Raw genomic sequence first — 16665 nt, 5'->3', positions numbered from 1 at the left:
GGCTCACAGTCCGGCAAAGGCTTTCAGCAGCCGCAGGCCGGTGTCCCCGCTCTTTTCGGGGTGGAACTGGGTGCCGTACACCAGCCCCGACCGCACCACCCCGGTGACCGGGATGGAATAATCGCTGACCGCCAGGGTGCTGGCGGCGCAGTCCTTGGCGTAGTAGCTGTGGACGTAGTAGACGTACTCCCCTTCCTTCACATACCGGAACAGGGGGTCGTCCCGCAGGATGTGGAGGGCGTTCCAGCCGATCTGGGGCACCTTGAGGGCCGGGTCGGCCAGGTCGGGTTCCAGGGGGCAGACCGTCCCCGGCACCAGACCCAGGCCGGGATGCTCCCCATATTCATAGCTCTTGTCGAACAAAAGCTGCATTCCCAGACAGATGCCCAGCAGGGGCTTGCGGGCCGCCTCGGCCTTCACCACCGGCACCAGGCCGGCGGCGGTCAGCTTTTCCATGGCGTCCCCAAAGGCCCCCACCCCGGGCAGAATCACCCGGTCGGCGGCCTGAATCACGGCGGGGTCGGCGGTGACCACCGCCTCCAGACCCAGACTTTTCAGGCTGGAACGGAGGCTGAACAGGTTCCCCACCCCGTAATCAATCACGGCAATCATACCAGCAGTCCTTTCGTTGAGGGGATTTCGTCCCGGTGGGCCTGGTCCACCCGTACGGCGGCCGCCAGAGCCCGGGCGGCTCCCTTATAGCAGGCCTCCAGAATGTGGTGGCTGTTCTCGCCCGCAAACTGGACAAAGTGGAGGGTGGCAGGGACGCTGCGGGCAAAGCCCAGCCAGAACTCCTTGACGCACTCCACGTCAAAATCCCCCACCTTCTCGGTGGGGCAGGTCACCGACCAGTTCAGGGTGCACCGGCCCGACAGGTCCACCGCACAGAGGACCAGAGCCTCGTCCATGGGCAGATAGAAGCTGCCGTACCGCTGAATCCCCCGCATATCCCCCAGACCCTTGCGGAAGGCCTGGCCCAGGGCGATGCCGATGTCCTCGGCGGTGTGGTGATAGTCCACCTCCACGTCCCCGTGGCAGGTGAGGACCAGGTCAAACCGGCCGTGCCGGGCGAACAGTTCCAGCATATGGTTCAGAAACCCGCAGCCGGTGTCCACCTGATAAATCCCCGCCCCGTCCAGATCCAGGGTCAGCTCGATCTGGGTCTCGGCGGTGTTGCGTTCCACTCGTACTTCCCGCATGGTGTCGTCCTCCCTCGTTGTGTTGACGGGCCGGCAGGCCCTCTCACGGCCCGCCCAGAATCTCGTCCAGCCGGGCCATCAGGATTTCCATTTGTTCCAGGGTGCCCACCGTAATCCGCAGCCAGTCCGACGTGCGGGGCCCGCTGAAGTGGCGGACCAGCACTCCCTTGTCCCTCAGCGCCTGATACAGGGCGCCGCCCTCCATCCGGTCGGTGCGGGCAAAAAGGAAGTTGGTGCGGCTGTCGGTGAGTTCAAAGCCCCGCCGGGCCAGCTGTTCCGCGGCCCAGGCCCGGGTCTCACAGATCTGCTGGCGGGTCTCATTGAAATAGCCGGTGCTCTCCAGGGCCGCGATGCCGGCGGCCAGGGTCATCCGGTTGATATTGTAGGGGTTGAGGCTGGAGCGGACCCGTTCCAGGTCGGCGATCAGCTCTTTGCAGCCCATGGCAAAACCCAGCCGGGCCCCCGCCATCTGGCGGGACTTGGAAAAGGTCTGGACCACCAGCAGGTTGTCATAGCTGTGGATGAGGGGCACGCAGCTCTCGGCCCCAAAGTCCACATAGGCCTCGTCCACAATCACCACGTTGTCGGGGTTGGCGGCGGCGATTTTGGCAATCTCCTCCGGCGGCAGGGCCAGACCGGTGGGGGCGTTGGGGTTGGCGATGACGATGGTCTCCCCCCGGCCATAATATTTGGCCGGGTCCAGCCGGAAGTCCTCTTCCAGCGGGATCACGTCCTCCGGGATGTGGAGCAGCCCGCACCAGACGGCGTAACAGCCATAGGTCACATCGGCGTGGGCCAGCGGGTGGGTCTTGTCGCAGAAGGCCCGCAGGGCAAAGAACAGGTTTTCATCGCTGCCGTTCCCCGCCATCACCTCGTCGGGGTCGATGCCGTAATACCGGGCAGCGGCCTGGCGCAGGGCGGTGCAGGCCGGGTCGGGATACAGCTGCAGCCGGCCGGTCTCGGCCTGAATGGCCTCCACCACCGCCGTGGCGGGGGGATAAGGGCTCTCGTTGGTGTTCAGTTTGATGTAGGACCGGTCCTGCGGCTGTTCCCCGGGGGTATACGGCTTCAGGCTGGTCAGGGTCGGGCTGAGATAACGGCTCACTGGGACGCGCCCCCTTCTTCCTCATAGCGGATGGTCACGCTGCGGGCGTGGGCATGGAGGCCCTCTTTTTCCGCAAAGGCGGCGATCCGGTCCTTGACGGCCCCCAGGGCCTCCCGGGTGTAATAGATGAAGCTGGACCGCTTGACGAAGTCGTCCACACCCAGCGGGCTGGAAAACCGTGCGGTGCCGCTGGTGGGCAGGGTGTGGTTGGGCCCGGCGAAGTAGTCGCCCAGCGCCTCGGGGACGTTCCGGCCCAGGAAGATGCTGCCGGCGTTCCTGATCTTGCCCAGCACCGCAAAGGGGTCCTCCACGCAGACTTCCAGGTGCTCGGGGGCGATGATGTTGCAGACCTCAATGGCCTTGCCCAGATCCTGGCAGACAATAATCTTGCCGTTGTCGTCCACGCTGGCCCGGGCAATGGCCGCCCTGGGCAGCTGGGGAATCTGGACTTCCAGCTCGGCCTGAACCGCTTTGGCCAGGGCCTCGCTGTCGGTGACCAGCACCGGGCTGGCCAGCTTGTCGTGTTCGGCCTGGCTCAACAGGTCGGCTGCCACCCAGGCGGGGTTGCAGCCGCCGTCGGCCAGCACCAGGATTTCACTGGGGCCGGCGATCATGTCGATGCCCACCTTGCCGTAGACCATCCGCTTGGCGGTGGCCACATAGACGTTGCCGGGGCCCACAATCTTATCCACCGCCGGGACGCTCTGGGTACCGTAGGCCAGGGCCGCCACCGCCTGGGCGCCGCCGGTCTTGAAAATCCGGGTGACCCCCGCCACGCTGGCGGCGGCCAGAATGGCCGGGTTCACCTTGCCGTCCTTCCCGGCGGGGGTGGTCATGACGATTTCGGGCACCCCCGCCACCTTGGCGGGAATCACATCCATCAGGACGGTGGAGGGATAGGCGGCGGTGCCCCCCGGCACATAGACGCCGGCCCGCTCCACCGGGGTGTACTTCTGGCCCAGAATGACCCCGTCCTGCTCGGTCATCACAAAGTTATCGTGGAGCTGGCGGCGGTGAAAGGCCTCGATATTGGCCGCCGCCATCCGCAGCGTCTCCAGAAAATCCGGATCGGCGGCGGCCAGGGCCTCCTCCATCTCGGCGGGGGTCACTTCCAGGGCGTCCAGGTCGGCCCCGTCGAACTTCTTGGCGTAATCCCGCAGGGCGTCGTCCCCCCGGGCCCGCACATCGGCGATGATGGCCTCCACCACCGCCTCCACGTCTTTTTCCGCCCGCAGGTCCCGGTTGAGGATCTGATCGGGGGTCAGGTCTTCCAGACGGTACAGCTGAATCATCTTGTTTCCTCCTTCTGGCGGCGGGCCAGGGCCCCGCGCAGCTGTTCCAGCATCCGGTCGGCCGACCGGCGCTTGAACTGATAGCTGGATTTATTGGCAATCACCCGGGCCGAAATGGGCATGAACTCGGTTACCACCGCCAGCCCGTTCTCCCGCAGGGTGGTGCCGGTCTCCACGATGTCCACAATCACGTCGGACAGCCCCAGAATGGGGGCCAGCTCGATGGAGCCGTTGAGCTTGATGATCTCGATATCCCGGCCCAGGGAGGCGTAATACTCCTTGGCGATCCGGGGGAACTTGGTGGCCACCCGGATGGGGCGGCCGGGGTCGTCCCGATAGCCTGCCGGGGCGGCCACGCACATCCGGCACTTTCCCAGCCCGGTGTCCAGCAGCTCATAGACGTCGGCCTCGGCCTCCGACAGGATATCCTTGCCCACAATGCCGATGTCGGCGGCGCCGTGTTCCACATAAATGGCCACGTCGCTGGGTTTCACCAGGAAACACCGCACCCCGGCGGCCCGGTCCTCCACCACCAGCTTGCGGGAGGCGTTGTAGTCCTCGGGGGTGATGCAGCCGCCGGCGGCCAGCAGGTTATAGACCTTGTCGCCCAGGCGGCCCTTGGGCAGGGCCACATTCAGCAGGCCCTCGCCGGTTTCCTGCACCGGGGGCGGCGGGGCGGCGAGGCGGTCCAGCTCATCCAGATACACCGCAAAGCCGATGGCCCCCACCCCGGGGGTAAACTTCCGGGCCAGCAGGTCGTACCGGCCGCCCTTCAGCACCGGGCGGGGCGCTCCCCGCAGGTAGCCCTGCACAATCAGGCCGTTGTAATACTCCATCTCCCCCGAGAGGCTCAGGTCAATCTGGAGGCTCTGGCCCTCGGCGGCCAGCTGGCTTTCCAGGGCCCGCAGCTGGGCCACCGCCTCCTCCATGGCCGGGTTCCGGCAGGCGGCTACGGCCCGTTCCAGCACCTGAGAGGCCGGGCCGCAGAGGGTCAGCAGTTCCTGCAGGGCCCTGGCCCCTTCTTCCTCCAGGCCGGCGGCCCGGGCGGCGGCAGCCAGTTCGTGGCTGTTTCGGGCCCGCAGCCGGGCCAGAATCCCCTGCCGGGCGCTCTCGGGCACCTTGAAGGCCTCCAGCAGCCCCGACAGATAGCCCATATGGCCCACTTCCAGCTGCCAGGCCGAACCCATGGCGTCGGACAGCAGGGCCAGGGACCGGACCGCCAGGCTCACGGCCTCGCCGGTCTCGGCCTGCCCCACCTGACCAATATATTCCAGGCCCATCTGGGCAATTTCCTTGAAGGTATGGCTCTCCGCCGAGGGGCGGTAGACGTTCTCACTGTAATAAAACCGTTTGGTCTCCCCCGGCGCCGGCTGGGCGCTCTTGGCAATCGAGAGGGTGACGTCCGGCTTCAGGGCCAGCAGGCGACCGTCCAAATCGGTAAAGGTGATGACCTGCCGCGAGGCCAGAAACGTCTGGTTCTCCTGGTACAGGGCGTATTCTTCAAACTGGCCCATATGGTACTTGCGGCAGCCCGCCGCTTCGTACAGGGCGCGCAGTCCAAAGGAGGCCCGCTCCTTGGGCTGCAGGAGGGAAAGTTCAAATTCCATGGCAGCAGTTCCCTTTCTTCCGGATAACCTTGGGTGGATATGGGTCTATTATACTTTACTACGCTATCATTGTAAAGTAGCAATGTACCAGCTTTCCGCCGGGTTTCCGGGGCGGTTTCCGGGCGATTTGCACAGCTGTCAAACCAAAAAGGGGCGCACCGGTTTCCCGGTGCGCCCCATGGCTCATTGTGCGTCTTTCTCCTCGGCCTCGTCTGCAGCGGGCTCAGCCGGCTCCGCTTCGGCCTCCACGGCCGGTTCTTGGGCGGCGGTTTCGGTCTCTGCCTCGGCGGCCTTGCGGATGGCCTCGGCGTGGGCCTTGCCGGCGGCCACCCCTGCCTCATAGGCTGCGGCGGTCTTGTCGGCGGTTTCCTTGTCGGTCTCGGCGTCCTCCGCCAGGTCCACCGTCACCTGGACGGGGAACTTTTTGCCCATTTTCTTGGCCAGGACGGCGGCGCCCAGGCCCGCAGCGGCCACAGCGGTCACCGCGCCCAACAGTTGAAACAAAGCTCTCATTTGCAAACCCTCCTATGCATTGGCATGCGGTCTTGGGGGCCCGGCCCCCCGACCTTTATCGTTGACCGGCCATCCGGCCGGCAAACAGGACTTGTCCCCAGCCTGCGGCATCAAGCCGCAGCGGATCTGCAAAACGCCGGCAGCGCGGCTGCAGGGCAGATGCCGTCAGGAGAAGGCGACCACGTCGTTGAGGGGCTTGTGGGCCGGCTCCACCGAGGTGGCACTGAGAACGGGGCCCTTGCCCCGGTAGATGTTGTGGAACTTATAGCTCACCCGGGCGGTGACGGTGACCCAGCTGCGCTGTTCCAGGGCCTTGTAGCCGTCGTAGCTGCAGGGGAAGCCCACAAACTGGATGTCCTGCACGCAGCAGGTCATGGCGAAACGGCCGGGCACAAAGCTGTTTTTGCCGGCCCGGTTGGTCTGGCAGACCTGGGCCAGGAAGCGGACGGTCTTGCCCACATACTTCTGGGGGTCCTCCTGGCAATCCATATACCAGATGCCGAAATCGTCGTCCCCGATCTCGATGACTGGCGCCTCGATGTCGAAGGGCAGCGGGTCGGGGATGTCGTCGTAGGCCACGCTGCCGTCGGCGAACTCATAGGCGATGTCGCACCGGCGGGAGGCCTGGCGCACCAGACGGTGCAGCTCCTGGCGGGCCTCGTCGGTGTTGACCTTTTCGGCCCGGTTAAAGACAATCAGCTCGCTGCGGGCGATCTTGTCCAGCATCAGGCTCCGCATGGCGTTGTCCCGGGCGTAGGTCAGGGCGGTGGTGCCGTCGGCGGTGGCGATGACCTGATAGATCAGCCAGTCGTTGGGCAGGGCGTCGGCCAGGTCCTGCAGCAGCCACATGCCGTTGTACTCGATGACCACCCGGCCTGCGTCGGTCTCTTTGGCCAGATTGGCCAGGTTCTGGGCGTTCAGCTCGGACTTCTCCTCCAGAACGCGGATGCTGGTGCCGGGGAAAGCGAATTTTTCGGGCTTGTACTCCTCTTCGCCTTCCTCGCAGACCAGCAGCAGGGTCTTGTCCCCCGAATCAAAGTTGGGGTCCTCAAACGTCTCCTGAATGAATTTGGTCTTGCCGCTCTCCAGGAAGCCCACAAACAGGTAGACGGGAATTTCCTTTGCCATAAACGAAACAATACTCCTTTTGGTGATGGGTCAAACAGGGGTCATGCCGCCGGGCGGCAGGCGCTCAGCAGCCGAACAGGGCTGCAATCCCCTTCTCGTCCAGCTTGGAACCGATGACCACCAGCTTGCCGCCCACGTCGGCGCTGCGGCTGCGGATCTCCCGCTCGCCGGGGACGTAGTCGAACTCCAGCCAGCCGTCGGCGCCGCCGTTGACGATGCCCTTGGAGCGGAGGATCATGCCGTACTTGCCGCTCTCCAGCTCGTCCAGAGCCTGCTCGATGGCCGCACGGGAATAGGTGCGGGCCGTCTCGACGCCCCAGCTGGTAAAGACCTCGTCGGCGTCATGACCGTGGTGGTGATGGTGGTGGCCGCAGCTGCAGGTGCCGTCCTCGTGGTGGTGATGCTCATGCTCCTCGTGGTCATGGTCATGGTCGTGATGGCAGCAGTGATCGTGCTCCTCATCTTCCTCGTGCTCATGCTCGTGGTCATGGCAGCAGCAGTGGTCGTGGTCCTCATCCTCGTGGTCGTGATGATGGTGATGATGCTCGTGCTCATCCTCGTCGTCATCGTTCTCGCCGTCGTGGTGATGATGGCCGCAGCTGCAGACGCCGTTCTCATCGTAGTGGTGGTGATGGTGGTGCTCGTCCTCGTCCTCATCGGCATGGGCGGCGTTGGCATCGGCAGCCATGGCCAGCAGCTGAGCCACAAAGTCGTCCTTCTCGGACATGGCCTTGAGGATCTGGTCGCCGGTCAGGTCGTCCCAAGGGGTGGTGACGATGGTGGCGGTGGGGTTCTTCTCCCGCAGCATGGCCACAGCGGCGGCCACCTTGTCGGGGTCGGCGGTGCCGGTGCGGCTCAGCAGGATGCAGCTGGCGTTGGACACCTGGTCGTTGTAGAACTCACCGAAGTTCTTCATATACAGCTTGACCTTGTTGACGTCGGCCACCGTCACAAAGCTGGACAGCTCCACGTCCAGATGCTCGGCCACAGCCTCCACGGCACGGGTCACGTCGGACAGCTTGCCCACGCCCGAGGGCTCGATGACGATGCGGTCGGGGTGGTACTGCTCCACCACCTTGCACAGGGCCTCGCGGAAGTCGCCCACCAGGGAGCAGCAGATGCAGCCGGCGTTCAGCTCGTTGATCTTGATGCCCGACTCCTGCAGGAAACCGCCGTCGATGCCGATCTCGCCGAACTCATTCTCGATCAGCACCACCTGCTGGCCCTGGAAGGACTCACGAATCAGCTTCTTGATCAGGGTCGTCTTGCCTGCGCCCAGGAAGCCGGAAAAAATATCAATCTTGGTTGCCATGATGTTTATTGCCTCGTTTTCTTCTCACACAAAAATCGTTTGGGACATCGGAGGGGGTTCAAGGGCCTTTTCCGGGCGGAAAGGGCGGGCGCAGACCGCCCGTCCCTCTGCCAAAGCCAAAGGCGGCAGGCGGACTTTTTGCCCGAGCCGGGCGGCGGCCGCGGCCTGTCACTCCCTGTGTGCCTCCGTGAACTTCATACACCTTTATTATAACAAACCTGTCAATGGCCGAAACGGCGATTTGAGGAATTTTTTGTAAATTTTTTGAGACCGTCCAAAGGGTTTGCATTCTGTCCGCCGGAATGCTACAATAGGGAGGCAAGTGCAAACCAACAGGGCCGGGCCATGGTCCCGGCCGGATTCTCATATTTAGAAAGAAGGGCTTACTTTATGTCTACTGTCAGCGAACGGCTGGCCGCCCTGCGCAGCGCCATGCGCGAAGTGGGCTGCCAGGCTTATCTGATTCCCACCGGCGACCCCCATTCCAGCGAGTATCTGCCCATCCACTACAACAGCCGGGAGTATTTCTCCGGCTTCACCGGGGAGAACTCCACCCTGGTGGTGACCCTGACCGCCAGCGCCCTGTGGGCGGACGGCCGGTTCTTCGTCCAGGCCGAAAAGGAGCTGGCCGGCACCGAAATCCAGCTGATGCGGATGGGCGAGCCGGGGGTTCCCACCGTGGAAGCCTACTGCGCCGACGCCCTGACCGAGGGCCAGGTGCTGGGCCTGTGCGGCCTCACCGCCTCCTGCCGGCTGGTGCGCAGCCTGCAGAAGGTGCTGGACCCCAAGGGTGTGGAGGTCCGCACCTACAATCTGGAGGACCAGCTGTGGACCGAGGGTCGTCCCGCCCTGCCCGCCACCCCGGCCTGGCTGCTGCCCGCCGAGTACGCCGGCGCCACCCCCGCCGAAAAGCTGGCCCGTCTGCGGGCCAAGCTGACCGAGCTGGGCTGCGCCGCCCAGATGGTGGGCAAGCTGGACAATCTGGCCTGGCTGCTGAACCTGCGCGCCATGGACATTGAGTGCACCCCCTATGCCATGGCCTATTGCTTTGTGACCCAGAACGACGCCGTCCTGTTCATCAACACCGACCGTCTGGCCTCCGAGGCCAAAGAGGCTCTGGCCGCCGACGGCGTCCGGCTGGCAGGCTACGACGAGATTCTGCCCTTCCTGAACGGGTACGGCGAGGCCCAGACCGTTCTGGCCGACCCGGATTCGGTGAACTTTGCGGTGTACAGCGCCCTGGAGGCCAACCCCGCCCTGACCGTCAAGGCCCTGGCCGATCCCCTGCTGCCCATGAAGGGCATCAAGAACGAGACCGAGCTGGCTCACACCCGGGAGTGCCACATCCGGGACGCCGTGGCCATGGTGCGGTTCCAGAAGGAGCTGGAGGAGCGGCTGGAGGCCGGCGAGACCCTCACCGAGCTGACGGTGGACGAAATCCTCCACAAGTACCGCAGCGCCCAGGACAAGTTCCTGGTGGAGAGCTTCCACACCATCGCCGCCTACGGCGCCAACGCCGCCATGATGCACTACCACGCCACCGAGGCCGACCACGCCGTTCTGGAGCGGAAGGGCTTCCTGCTGGTGGACTGCGGCGGCACCTATATGGACGGCACCACCGACATCACCCGCACCTATCCCCTGGGTCCCCTGACCGAGGAGGAACGTCTGTGCTACACCTGGACGGTCCAGAGCCACATCGACATCGCCAAGGCGGTCTGGCTGGACTACTGCACCGGCCAGATGCTGGACACCATCGCCCGGGAACCCCTGTGGCAGCACCTGATCAACTACCGCTGCGGCACCGGCCACAGCGTCAGCTTTGTGGGCAATGTCCACGAAGGCCCCCACAGCCTCAACGGCCGCAACCAGGTGGTCTTTGAGCCGGGCATGGTCATCACCGACGAGCCGGGCGTCTACGAGGGCGGCCGTCTGGGCATCCGCATCGAGAACGAGCTGGAATGCCTCCACAAGGAGACCAACCAGTACGGCCGGTTCCTCTGCTTTGAGCCCCTGACCTGGGTGCCCATCGCCACCTCCCCCATTGTTCCCGGCGTCCTGACCAAGGATCAGCTGGACTGGCTGAACGCCTATCACCGCCGTGTCTTTGAGCAGCTGGCCCCCCGCCTGAACGACGAGGAGCGGGACTGGCTGGCCCGCAAGTGCGCCGCCATCGGCGCCTGAGCCGCGCCGCGGTTTCCTGAATTCATCCCAAACAAAAAAGCCTCCCATCCTGGCTGAGCTGGATGGGAGGCACTTTTCGTCCAAAGGCAAAGGGCTGCGGTCAGGATTCCGACGAACCGGACTGCCGCTTTTGGGCTGAAGCAGCGCCCAGGGCGTTGGCGGCCTCGGTGGTCAGGGTATCCCACTTTTCCATGGCCCCCGACACCATATTTTCCAGCGGCCCGCTGGGCAGGCTGCTCTCCGAGATGTCCACCAGATACCGCCGGATGGCGGCCTTGTTCTCCTCGTACAGGCCCAGTTTTTCATACAGGGCTTTGTAGTAGGGAAAGACGGTGGTTTTCATCTTGACGATGGCCGCCGGGCTGATCTGGGTGTGAATGATGCTCTGGGGGTTCTGGACGTAGTAGTAGCCGGGCTGGTCGATGGCATAAAACCGGCGGGCATACTGGATATACTGCAGGTTGAACAGCAGATCCTCGGCCCAGTGCACCTGGCTGGCAAAGAAAATCTCGTGGTTCGCCAGGATCTCGCTGCGGTACAGCTTGTTCCACAGGACGCTGTAATAGTAGGAGGCGGGCTTGTCCATCAGGTGAAGGGCAAAGCCCTCGGTGTCCAGCAATCCTTTGGGCAGGAAGTTGTAGACCCGGATTTCCGGTTCCTCATCCTGGTCCGGGCCGGGGTCCTCTCCCGGCAGCAGGGCCGCCAGTTTTTCCTGCAGGCGGCGGCCCGAGGCCATTTCCCGGGGGATCACCATTTTGTAGGGCGCAATGACCAGGTCGGCGTCCTGTTCCTCGGCGGCACAGACCAGATGTTCGGTGTAGTCGGGGTCCATATAGTCGTCGCTGTCCACAAACTGGATATACTTGCCCTGCGCCAGCCGCAGGCCCAGATTCCGGGTGTCGGACACGCCGGAATTGTCCTTGTCCACCAGCAAAATCCGGGGGTCCACCTTCCGGTACATCTCACAGACCGGCAGGCTGATGTCCTTGGACCCGTCGTTCAGGACGATGATCTGGATATTCTGGTAGGTCTGGGCCCGAATGCTCTCAATGCAGCGGGCAATATGATTTTTTGCATTGTACACCGGCAGAATGATACTGACCAGCGGCTTGTCCTGTTGTGACATCCCGGTAACCAACCTTTCTGTTTTCATCTGTTGCGTCTGCACCTTTCGGTGTCAGGAGGTCATTTCATGATTTTTCATATCGCAGTCTGCGCAGAGGACCCGTCCCTGCGGACCGCCCTTCAAAGGCACTGTGAGGATTATTTTGCGCGGCGGGCCGACGCCTGTCTGGTGGAGCCTCTGGAGAGTCCCGAGGCCCTGCTGGCCCGGGACGCCGAGAAGGCCCGGTATCAGCTGTACCTGATCGAGCTGCGCGGCCAGCCGGGCGGGACCCTGCCCGCCGGGCTCAGCGCCGCCATGGAGCTGCGGCACCGGGGACGGCACACGCCGCTGGCCTTTGCCGCCCGGACGCCGGCCTGGGCCTATTATGCCTATCGCGCCGACGCCATGCAGTATCTCCTGTGCCCGGTGCGGTATGAGGCCATCTCGGCCCTGCTGAACCGGGCGGTGGAGCCGGAATACGGCCCCGCCCTGACCCTGCCCACCGCGGCCGGGCTGCGGGTGCTGCCCTTTGCCCAGATCGAATACATTGAGTGTACCCAGCACGTCGTTCATTTTCACCTGACCAGCGGCGAGTCGGTGGCGTCTCTGTCCCAGCGGGTGCCCTTTCTTCAGCTGGCCACCCCGCTGCTGGCGGACGGGCGTTTTGTCCAGACCCACCGGTCTTATCTGGTGAACCTGGCCGAAGTCCGGCTGCTGACCCCCGGCGAGGTACAGGTGGCCTCGGGGGCCCGGCTGCCGGTGCCCCAGGGACGGGCGGAACGGGTTCGTCAGGCCCTGCTGGCCTGGCGCAGCAAGATGCCGGACCGCTGAGCCCTTACAGCCGGGACCAGTCCAGCTGGTCCCATCCGGTCAGGAACTGCTCGCTCAGGGCCCGGATGGCGGCCTCGTCGGGCTGGCTGGCCGCATCGGCCACCCCAATCACATGGAACCCTGCATCGTGGGCGGTGCGGGCGGCGTACAGCGCATCCTCGCAGACCACGCACTGGGCGGGGTCCTGCCCGCCCAGCCGTTCCAGCGCCTGATAGAACACCCGGGGCTCGTGCTTGGTGTTCCCTTCCTGGGCCGACAGAACAAACTGAAACCGGTCCAGCACACCCAGCCGGCCCAGCACCCGCTCCACCATAAACTGCCAGGTGGCCGAGCAGACGCACAGTTTCGCGCCGGATTCATCCAGCCGGGCCAGCATTTCCTCTACGCCCGGCTTGAGGCTGACGGTCCGGTACAGCCGGTCCACCGCATCCACCGCCGCCCGGGTATAGCTGTCAATGGTCAGCGGCAGGTCATAGGTGGCGATGAGATACTGTGCCGTCTCAAAGGCGCTCATGGGCAGCAGAATCCGGCCCAGGTCGGGGGCCGGCGTCTTGCCGAATCCACGCACCAGTTCATAGGGCACCTCGGACCAAATCGGCATGCTGTCGGTCAATGTGCCGTCCATATCAAAAATCCAATAAGGATACTTCATCGTTTCCCCTCCACAATGTTCACATTGCCCCGATTATACACGATTGGGTCCAGGTTTGTACAGAGGCCGGCCGCCATCTTTTCCCCAAAGAGTCTTTTGTTGTTGCAAGACCAGAAATCTCTCACGTAAACAAAGCGCCTGCAAACGCAGGCGCTTTGCTATTTTATGTATTTTGGAAATTTCCCCGCCGAAGCGCTTCACCCCTGCTCGGGCGGACCCTCGCGGTCGGGGCGGGCCTCCGACTCCAGCAGGGCCTTTTTGACGCTGAGCAGGTTCTGAGGACCCATGGAGAAACTGCGCAGGCCCATATGAAGGTACTGCACCGCGTTGGAGGAGTCGCCCACCGCCAGGCCGCAGATGGTAACGGGAATATGACCGTTCTCGGCGGCATCCACCGTCATGCGGATCAGGCGGTACATGGCTTTGCTGGTGGGCTGGAAATAGCGCTCGGCGCTGGTGATTTCGCGGCCGGCGGCATGGGTGTACTGGGTCAGGTCGTTGGTTCCGATGACAAAGAACTGGCACCCGTGCCGGATGAAATCGTCGGCGGTCAGGCAGGCCGCCGGGATGCTGAGCATGATTCCGAAGGGCACGTCCGACTTATAGGGGACGCCCCGTTCGTCCAGGTTCTGGCGGCAATGGGCCACCAGCCGCATGGCGGCATCCCAGTCCTCCACGTTGGTGACCATGGGGAACACAATCCGCAGCGGGCCCCGGGTACCGGCCCGCATGAGGGCGCGAATCTGGGCCTCAAAATTGCGGGGGCTGCGCAGGCTGCTGCGGATGCCCCGCATCCCCAGATGGGCCGACTGATCCCCGCGGTAGACATTGGAGAGGGTGCGGTCGGAACCAAAGTCAAAAGTCCGCACCGTAATGGGTTTGCCGCCGGCGGCGGCAATACAGGCTGTATAATAAAAGTACTGTTCCTGCTCGTCGAAGGTATCGCCGGCCAGAATCTGATAGTCGCTGCGCAGCAGGCCCACGCCGGCGGCGCCCGACTGGATGGCGCTGTCGATGTCCTCGGGGCCAAAGCAGTTGGCCAGCAGTTCAAAGGGCGTGCCGTCCCGGGTGGTACAGGGCATATCCTGCAGCGGGGTTGCCAGATTGCCTTCCTCCTCCCGCTGGCCGGCACAGATGCGGGCCACCATCTGCTGGCGGGTATCTGCGTCAGGGTCCAGAATGCACACCCCCTCGTCGGCGTCCAGCACCACAATACGGCCGTCGCAGTCGTCCAGGAAATCCCGTCCCACCTGCACCAGGCTGGGAATTTTGCGGGCGCGGGCAATGATGGCCGCATGGCTGAGGGCGCTGCCCTCGGATGTAATGATGCCCAGAATCATCCCCGCCGGGATGCTGAACAGGTCGCTGGGCATCAGCTGATCGGCGGCCAGAATCACCGGATGGTCCAGCGTCAGGCGCATCCGGGGCCGGTCGCACAAAATATTGATGACCCGCTGGGTGGCGTCCAGAATATCCACATTGCGCAGCCGAAGATAGGTGTTGTCGGTCATGGCCAGGAGCTTGTCGGCATAACGCTGGCCCACCCGGTTCATGGCCTCGGCCGCGCCGGTGCCCGCCTGAATATAGGAGTGGACCTCATTCAAAAAGCTCTCGTCCTCCAGCAGCATGCTCTGAAACCAGAAAATCGCCTGCTCGCTGGCGTCCGCCCGGTTGGCCATGGATTCCAGTTCGCTCTGGGCGGTGCGGATCGCATCTTCCAGCAGCTGCATCTCTTTTTCCGGGTTCTGGGGATTGCGGTTGATGGAGGTTCTGTCCCGGTTGCTCTTGCTGATCAGGCTCACCTGGCCCAGCACCAGCCCGGACGAAACAGACACACCCTGGTATTTTTTCATGCGATCACCTCCGGTACAAGAGGCCCTGTCAGCGCACGGCGGACAAGGGCTTGCAAAAACAAATGCGGCAGCAGCGCGGCCCGGGCGGCCAGCGCGCCGTTTCCGGTCCCGTCAAACAGCGGGTCAAAGGTGGACAGCCGTTCCCCGTCGCAGGCGGCCAGGAAGGCCTCTCCCAGAGACTGTACCGTATACAGTTGGGTGGGGTCCACGCCGGCCTCCTCGGCGGCGGCCTCCAGCGGCGCCAGCGGCTCATCCTGCAGGTCGGCCAGGGCCAGAGCCAGCACGGCGGGAATATGGGCCGCCGGCCAGCGGTCTTTCACCAGATCCCGCAGAGGGTCAAACCGTCCCCGGAACTCTGCCGCCGCCTCGGCGCTGCCCACCAGGGAAATGGGATACGCATCGCCCCGCAGGCGGCCAAAGGCCCGCATGGTATCATAATAGCCCAGCTCGATATTCCGGCGGGACACATCGGGTTCAAACCGCAGGATATCCCCCAGTTCCCAATGGCTGCGGATCAGGGTGGTGGGCAGACCGGTGCGGTTGGGTTTGGTGATGCCCACCCCTTCCAGGTCCACGCAGACCAGTTCTTCCGCCCCCAGCCGGGCCGCCAGGCCGGCGGGCATATTGTCGGCATAACCGCCGTCCAGGTATTCCACCCCGTCGATATTGCGGGCACGCAGCGCCGGGAAACAGGCCGACGACGCCAGCAGGTAATCCTTCACCTTGCCCACGGGGATTTCTTCCAGGCTCAGTTCCCGGGGTTTCAGGCCCCGTTTTTCCACCGTCACCAGTCCAAATTTCACCGGCGACGCCCGCAGGGCCTCTTCGTCCAGAACCCGGCTGACAATTTCCTCCAGCGGGGTGACATCCAGTCCGCCCTCGGCCACAAACTGCCGCACCGCTTCCCTCAAACCATCCAAACCGGTGCCGGGCGCAGGCAGTTCCATCACGTCGGAACTGCGGATGGACAGCCACATATCCCGAGCCGTCTCATACTGGTCCAAAACATACATGGCACCGTTGAGACAGCCCACGCTGGTACCGGTGACCACATCGGCGGTCCAGCCCAGCTCATCCAGCGCGCGCCACACGCCCACCTGGTAGCTGCCCCGGGCTCCGCCGCCCGCCAGCACAAGGCCGCGGCAGGTCTTTTCTTCTGCTGCACCCATCTGCATTCCCTCCCTTGATGCGCGGCTGCATTCATGCCGTTTGGGGCCTGAGCGGTCCGCTGTGGATTCATTCCAAGATTTTATTGTTTAAGTATAGCATAAAAATGTTGCAATTTCTGTACCTTCCGCAACAGGCAAAATCCACAAATTTTTAATCTATTTTTTGTCGTCCGGCTTTTTCGTGAAAAAGCCTTGCAAAAAGCTTCACTGGGTACCATAAAGCTTCCGGATCTCCCAAGGTTCCGCGGGGCCGTTCCGCTTCGGCTCGCTCCCGGCGTTTGTGCCTGCGGCACGGTACGATGCAAACTGTCTCAAAACCTGGTTTTCTGACCCACAGTAGAGCTTCATAAAATATCAAATCCCCGCTCCTTTTCACAAGAACGGGGATTTTTACTTCTCCCGCGGCAAGCCTCTTGCGGTGCCCTGAATTTTCTGCGCATCAAGCATGATGCTTGAAAGTTCAGACCGCGGCTCCGGGTTGCCATTGCTCAAATTTTCTGCGCCGAACGCAGTCCGCTTGAAAATTTGGACCGCAGCCCCTGCTCTGCCTCGGCTGCGCAGCCAAGGGCTGAAACACAGGGTACATTCTCTACACCGGATATTTCCCCCACAACAAACAATGCGAGGGCCAGCTCGTGAGAGCCAGCCCTCGCAGAGGGACCCTATCTTTCGTGACGCAAAAGTTCTTTTGTTTTGGTGCGATCAACAACAGAAG

At 63.5% G+C, this 16665-nt stretch carries 14 protein-coding genes; 2 read left to right on the top strand and 12 right to left on the bottom strand.

From position 1 onward, the window contains the following. Nucleotides 1–3: 3 nt before the first annotated feature. The 8 genes from hisH to B5F27_RS08000 all read right to left on the bottom strand — a co-directional run bounded on the left by hisH (nt 4) and on the right by B5F27_RS08000 (nt 8156). Complete coding sequence (gene hisH / locus B5F27_RS08035) at nt 4–612, bottom strand: imidazole glycerol phosphate synthase subunit HisH (protein ID WP_087366262.1); 609 nt, start codon at nt 610–612, stop codon at nt 4–6. Continuing rightward, a complete protein-coding gene (gene hisB, locus B5F27_RS08030) occupies nt 609–1199 on the bottom strand; it encodes an imidazoleglycerol-phosphate dehydratase HisB (RefSeq protein ID WP_087248469.1) in 591 nt (196 codons plus the stop codon). Before hisB ends, hisH begins: the two co-directional genes overlap by 4 nt. Nucleotides 1200–1242: 43 nt before the next feature. After that, a complete protein-coding gene (hisC, locus tag B5F27_RS08025; RefSeq protein WP_087366259.1) occupies nt 1243–2304 on the bottom strand; it encodes a histidinol-phosphate transaminase in 1062 nt (353 codons plus the stop codon). Continuing rightward, nucleotides 2301–3596 (bottom strand): histidinol dehydrogenase, encoded by a 1296-nt coding sequence (gene hisD / locus B5F27_RS08020; RefSeq protein ID WP_087366256.1) that lies wholly within the window; start codon nt 3594–3596, stop codon nt 2301–2303. Before hisD ends, hisC begins: the two co-directional genes overlap by 4 nt. Continuing rightward, nucleotides 3593–5203, bottom strand: coding sequence for an ATP phosphoribosyltransferase (gene hisG, locus B5F27_RS08015; RefSeq protein ID WP_087366253.1), 1611 nt, complete (start codon nt 5201–5203; stop codon nt 3593–3595). The genes hisD and hisG overlap by 4 nt, the downstream gene beginning before the upstream one ends. Before the next feature lie 183 nt (nt 5204–5386). Beyond that, nucleotides 5387–5716, bottom strand: coding sequence for a hypothetical protein (locus B5F27_RS08010; RefSeq protein WP_087248477.1), 330 nt, complete (start codon nt 5714–5716; stop codon nt 5387–5389). A gap of 165 nt (nt 5717–5881) precedes the next feature. Further along, nucleotides 5882–6844 (bottom strand): GTP-binding protein, encoded by a 963-nt coding sequence (locus B5F27_RS08005; protein ID WP_087366250.1) that lies wholly within the window; start codon nt 6842–6844, stop codon nt 5882–5884. Between the two features lie 64 nt (nt 6845–6908). Further along, complete coding sequence (locus B5F27_RS08000) at nt 6909–8156, bottom strand: GTP-binding protein (RefSeq protein ID WP_087366244.1); 1248 nt, start codon at nt 8154–8156, stop codon at nt 6909–6911. 390 nt (nt 8157–8546) lie between these two features. On the opposite strand from B5F27_RS08000, the gene B5F27_RS07995 reads away from it, so the two are divergent. Beyond that, entirely contained in the window at nt 8547–10340 is a 1794-nt protein-coding gene (locus tag B5F27_RS07995) for an aminopeptidase P family N-terminal domain-containing protein (protein WP_087366241.1), read from the top strand. Nucleotides 10341–10440: 100 nt separating this feature from the next. Here the strand turns inward: B5F27_RS07995 and B5F27_RS07990 are convergent, their stop codons facing one another. Further along, nucleotides 10441–11466: a glycosyltransferase gene (locus tag B5F27_RS07990; RefSeq protein WP_087366237.1), complete on the bottom strand. Its 1026-nt coding sequence runs from the start codon at nt 11464–11466 to the stop codon at nt 10441–10443. 66 nt (nt 11467–11532) lie between these two features. Between B5F27_RS07990 and B5F27_RS07985 the strand changes: the two genes are divergently transcribed. After that, nucleotides 11533–12276, top strand: a complete 744-nt coding sequence (locus B5F27_RS07985) for a LytTR family transcriptional regulator DNA-binding domain-containing protein (RefSeq protein WP_087366234.1) — start codon at nt 11533–11535, stop codon at nt 12274–12276. A 4-nt stretch (nt 12277–12280) separates the two neighbouring features. On the opposite strand, the gene B5F27_RS07980 is transcribed toward B5F27_RS07985, so the two are convergent. The 3 genes from B5F27_RS07980 to B5F27_RS07970 all read right to left on the bottom strand — a co-directional run bounded on the left by B5F27_RS07980 (nt 12281) and on the right by B5F27_RS07970 (nt 15950). Continuing rightward, nucleotides 12281–12928, bottom strand: a complete 648-nt coding sequence (locus tag B5F27_RS07980) for an HAD family phosphatase (RefSeq protein ID WP_087248490.1) — start codon at nt 12926–12928, stop codon at nt 12281–12283. A gap of 197 nt (nt 12929–13125) precedes the next feature. Then, nucleotides 13126–14781: a putative PEP-binding protein gene (locus B5F27_RS07975; protein ID WP_087366229.1), complete on the bottom strand. Its 1656-nt coding sequence runs from the start codon at nt 14779–14781 to the stop codon at nt 13126–13128. Continuing rightward, nucleotides 14778–15950: a patatin-like phospholipase family protein gene (locus tag B5F27_RS07970; protein WP_087366225.1), complete on the bottom strand. Its 1173-nt coding sequence runs from the start codon at nt 15948–15950 to the stop codon at nt 14778–14780. Before B5F27_RS07970 ends, B5F27_RS07975 begins: the two co-directional genes overlap by 4 nt. Nucleotides 15951–16665 lie beyond the last annotated feature (715 nt).

This window comes from Faecalibacterium sp. An192 (genome assembly GCF_002160175.1).
Lineage (GTDB): Bacteria > Bacillota > Clostridia > Oscillospirales > Ruminococcaceae > Faecalibacterium.
The sequence above is the reverse complement of the archived record's forward strand: the minus strand, read 5'-3'. Positions and strand labels throughout refer to the sequence as shown.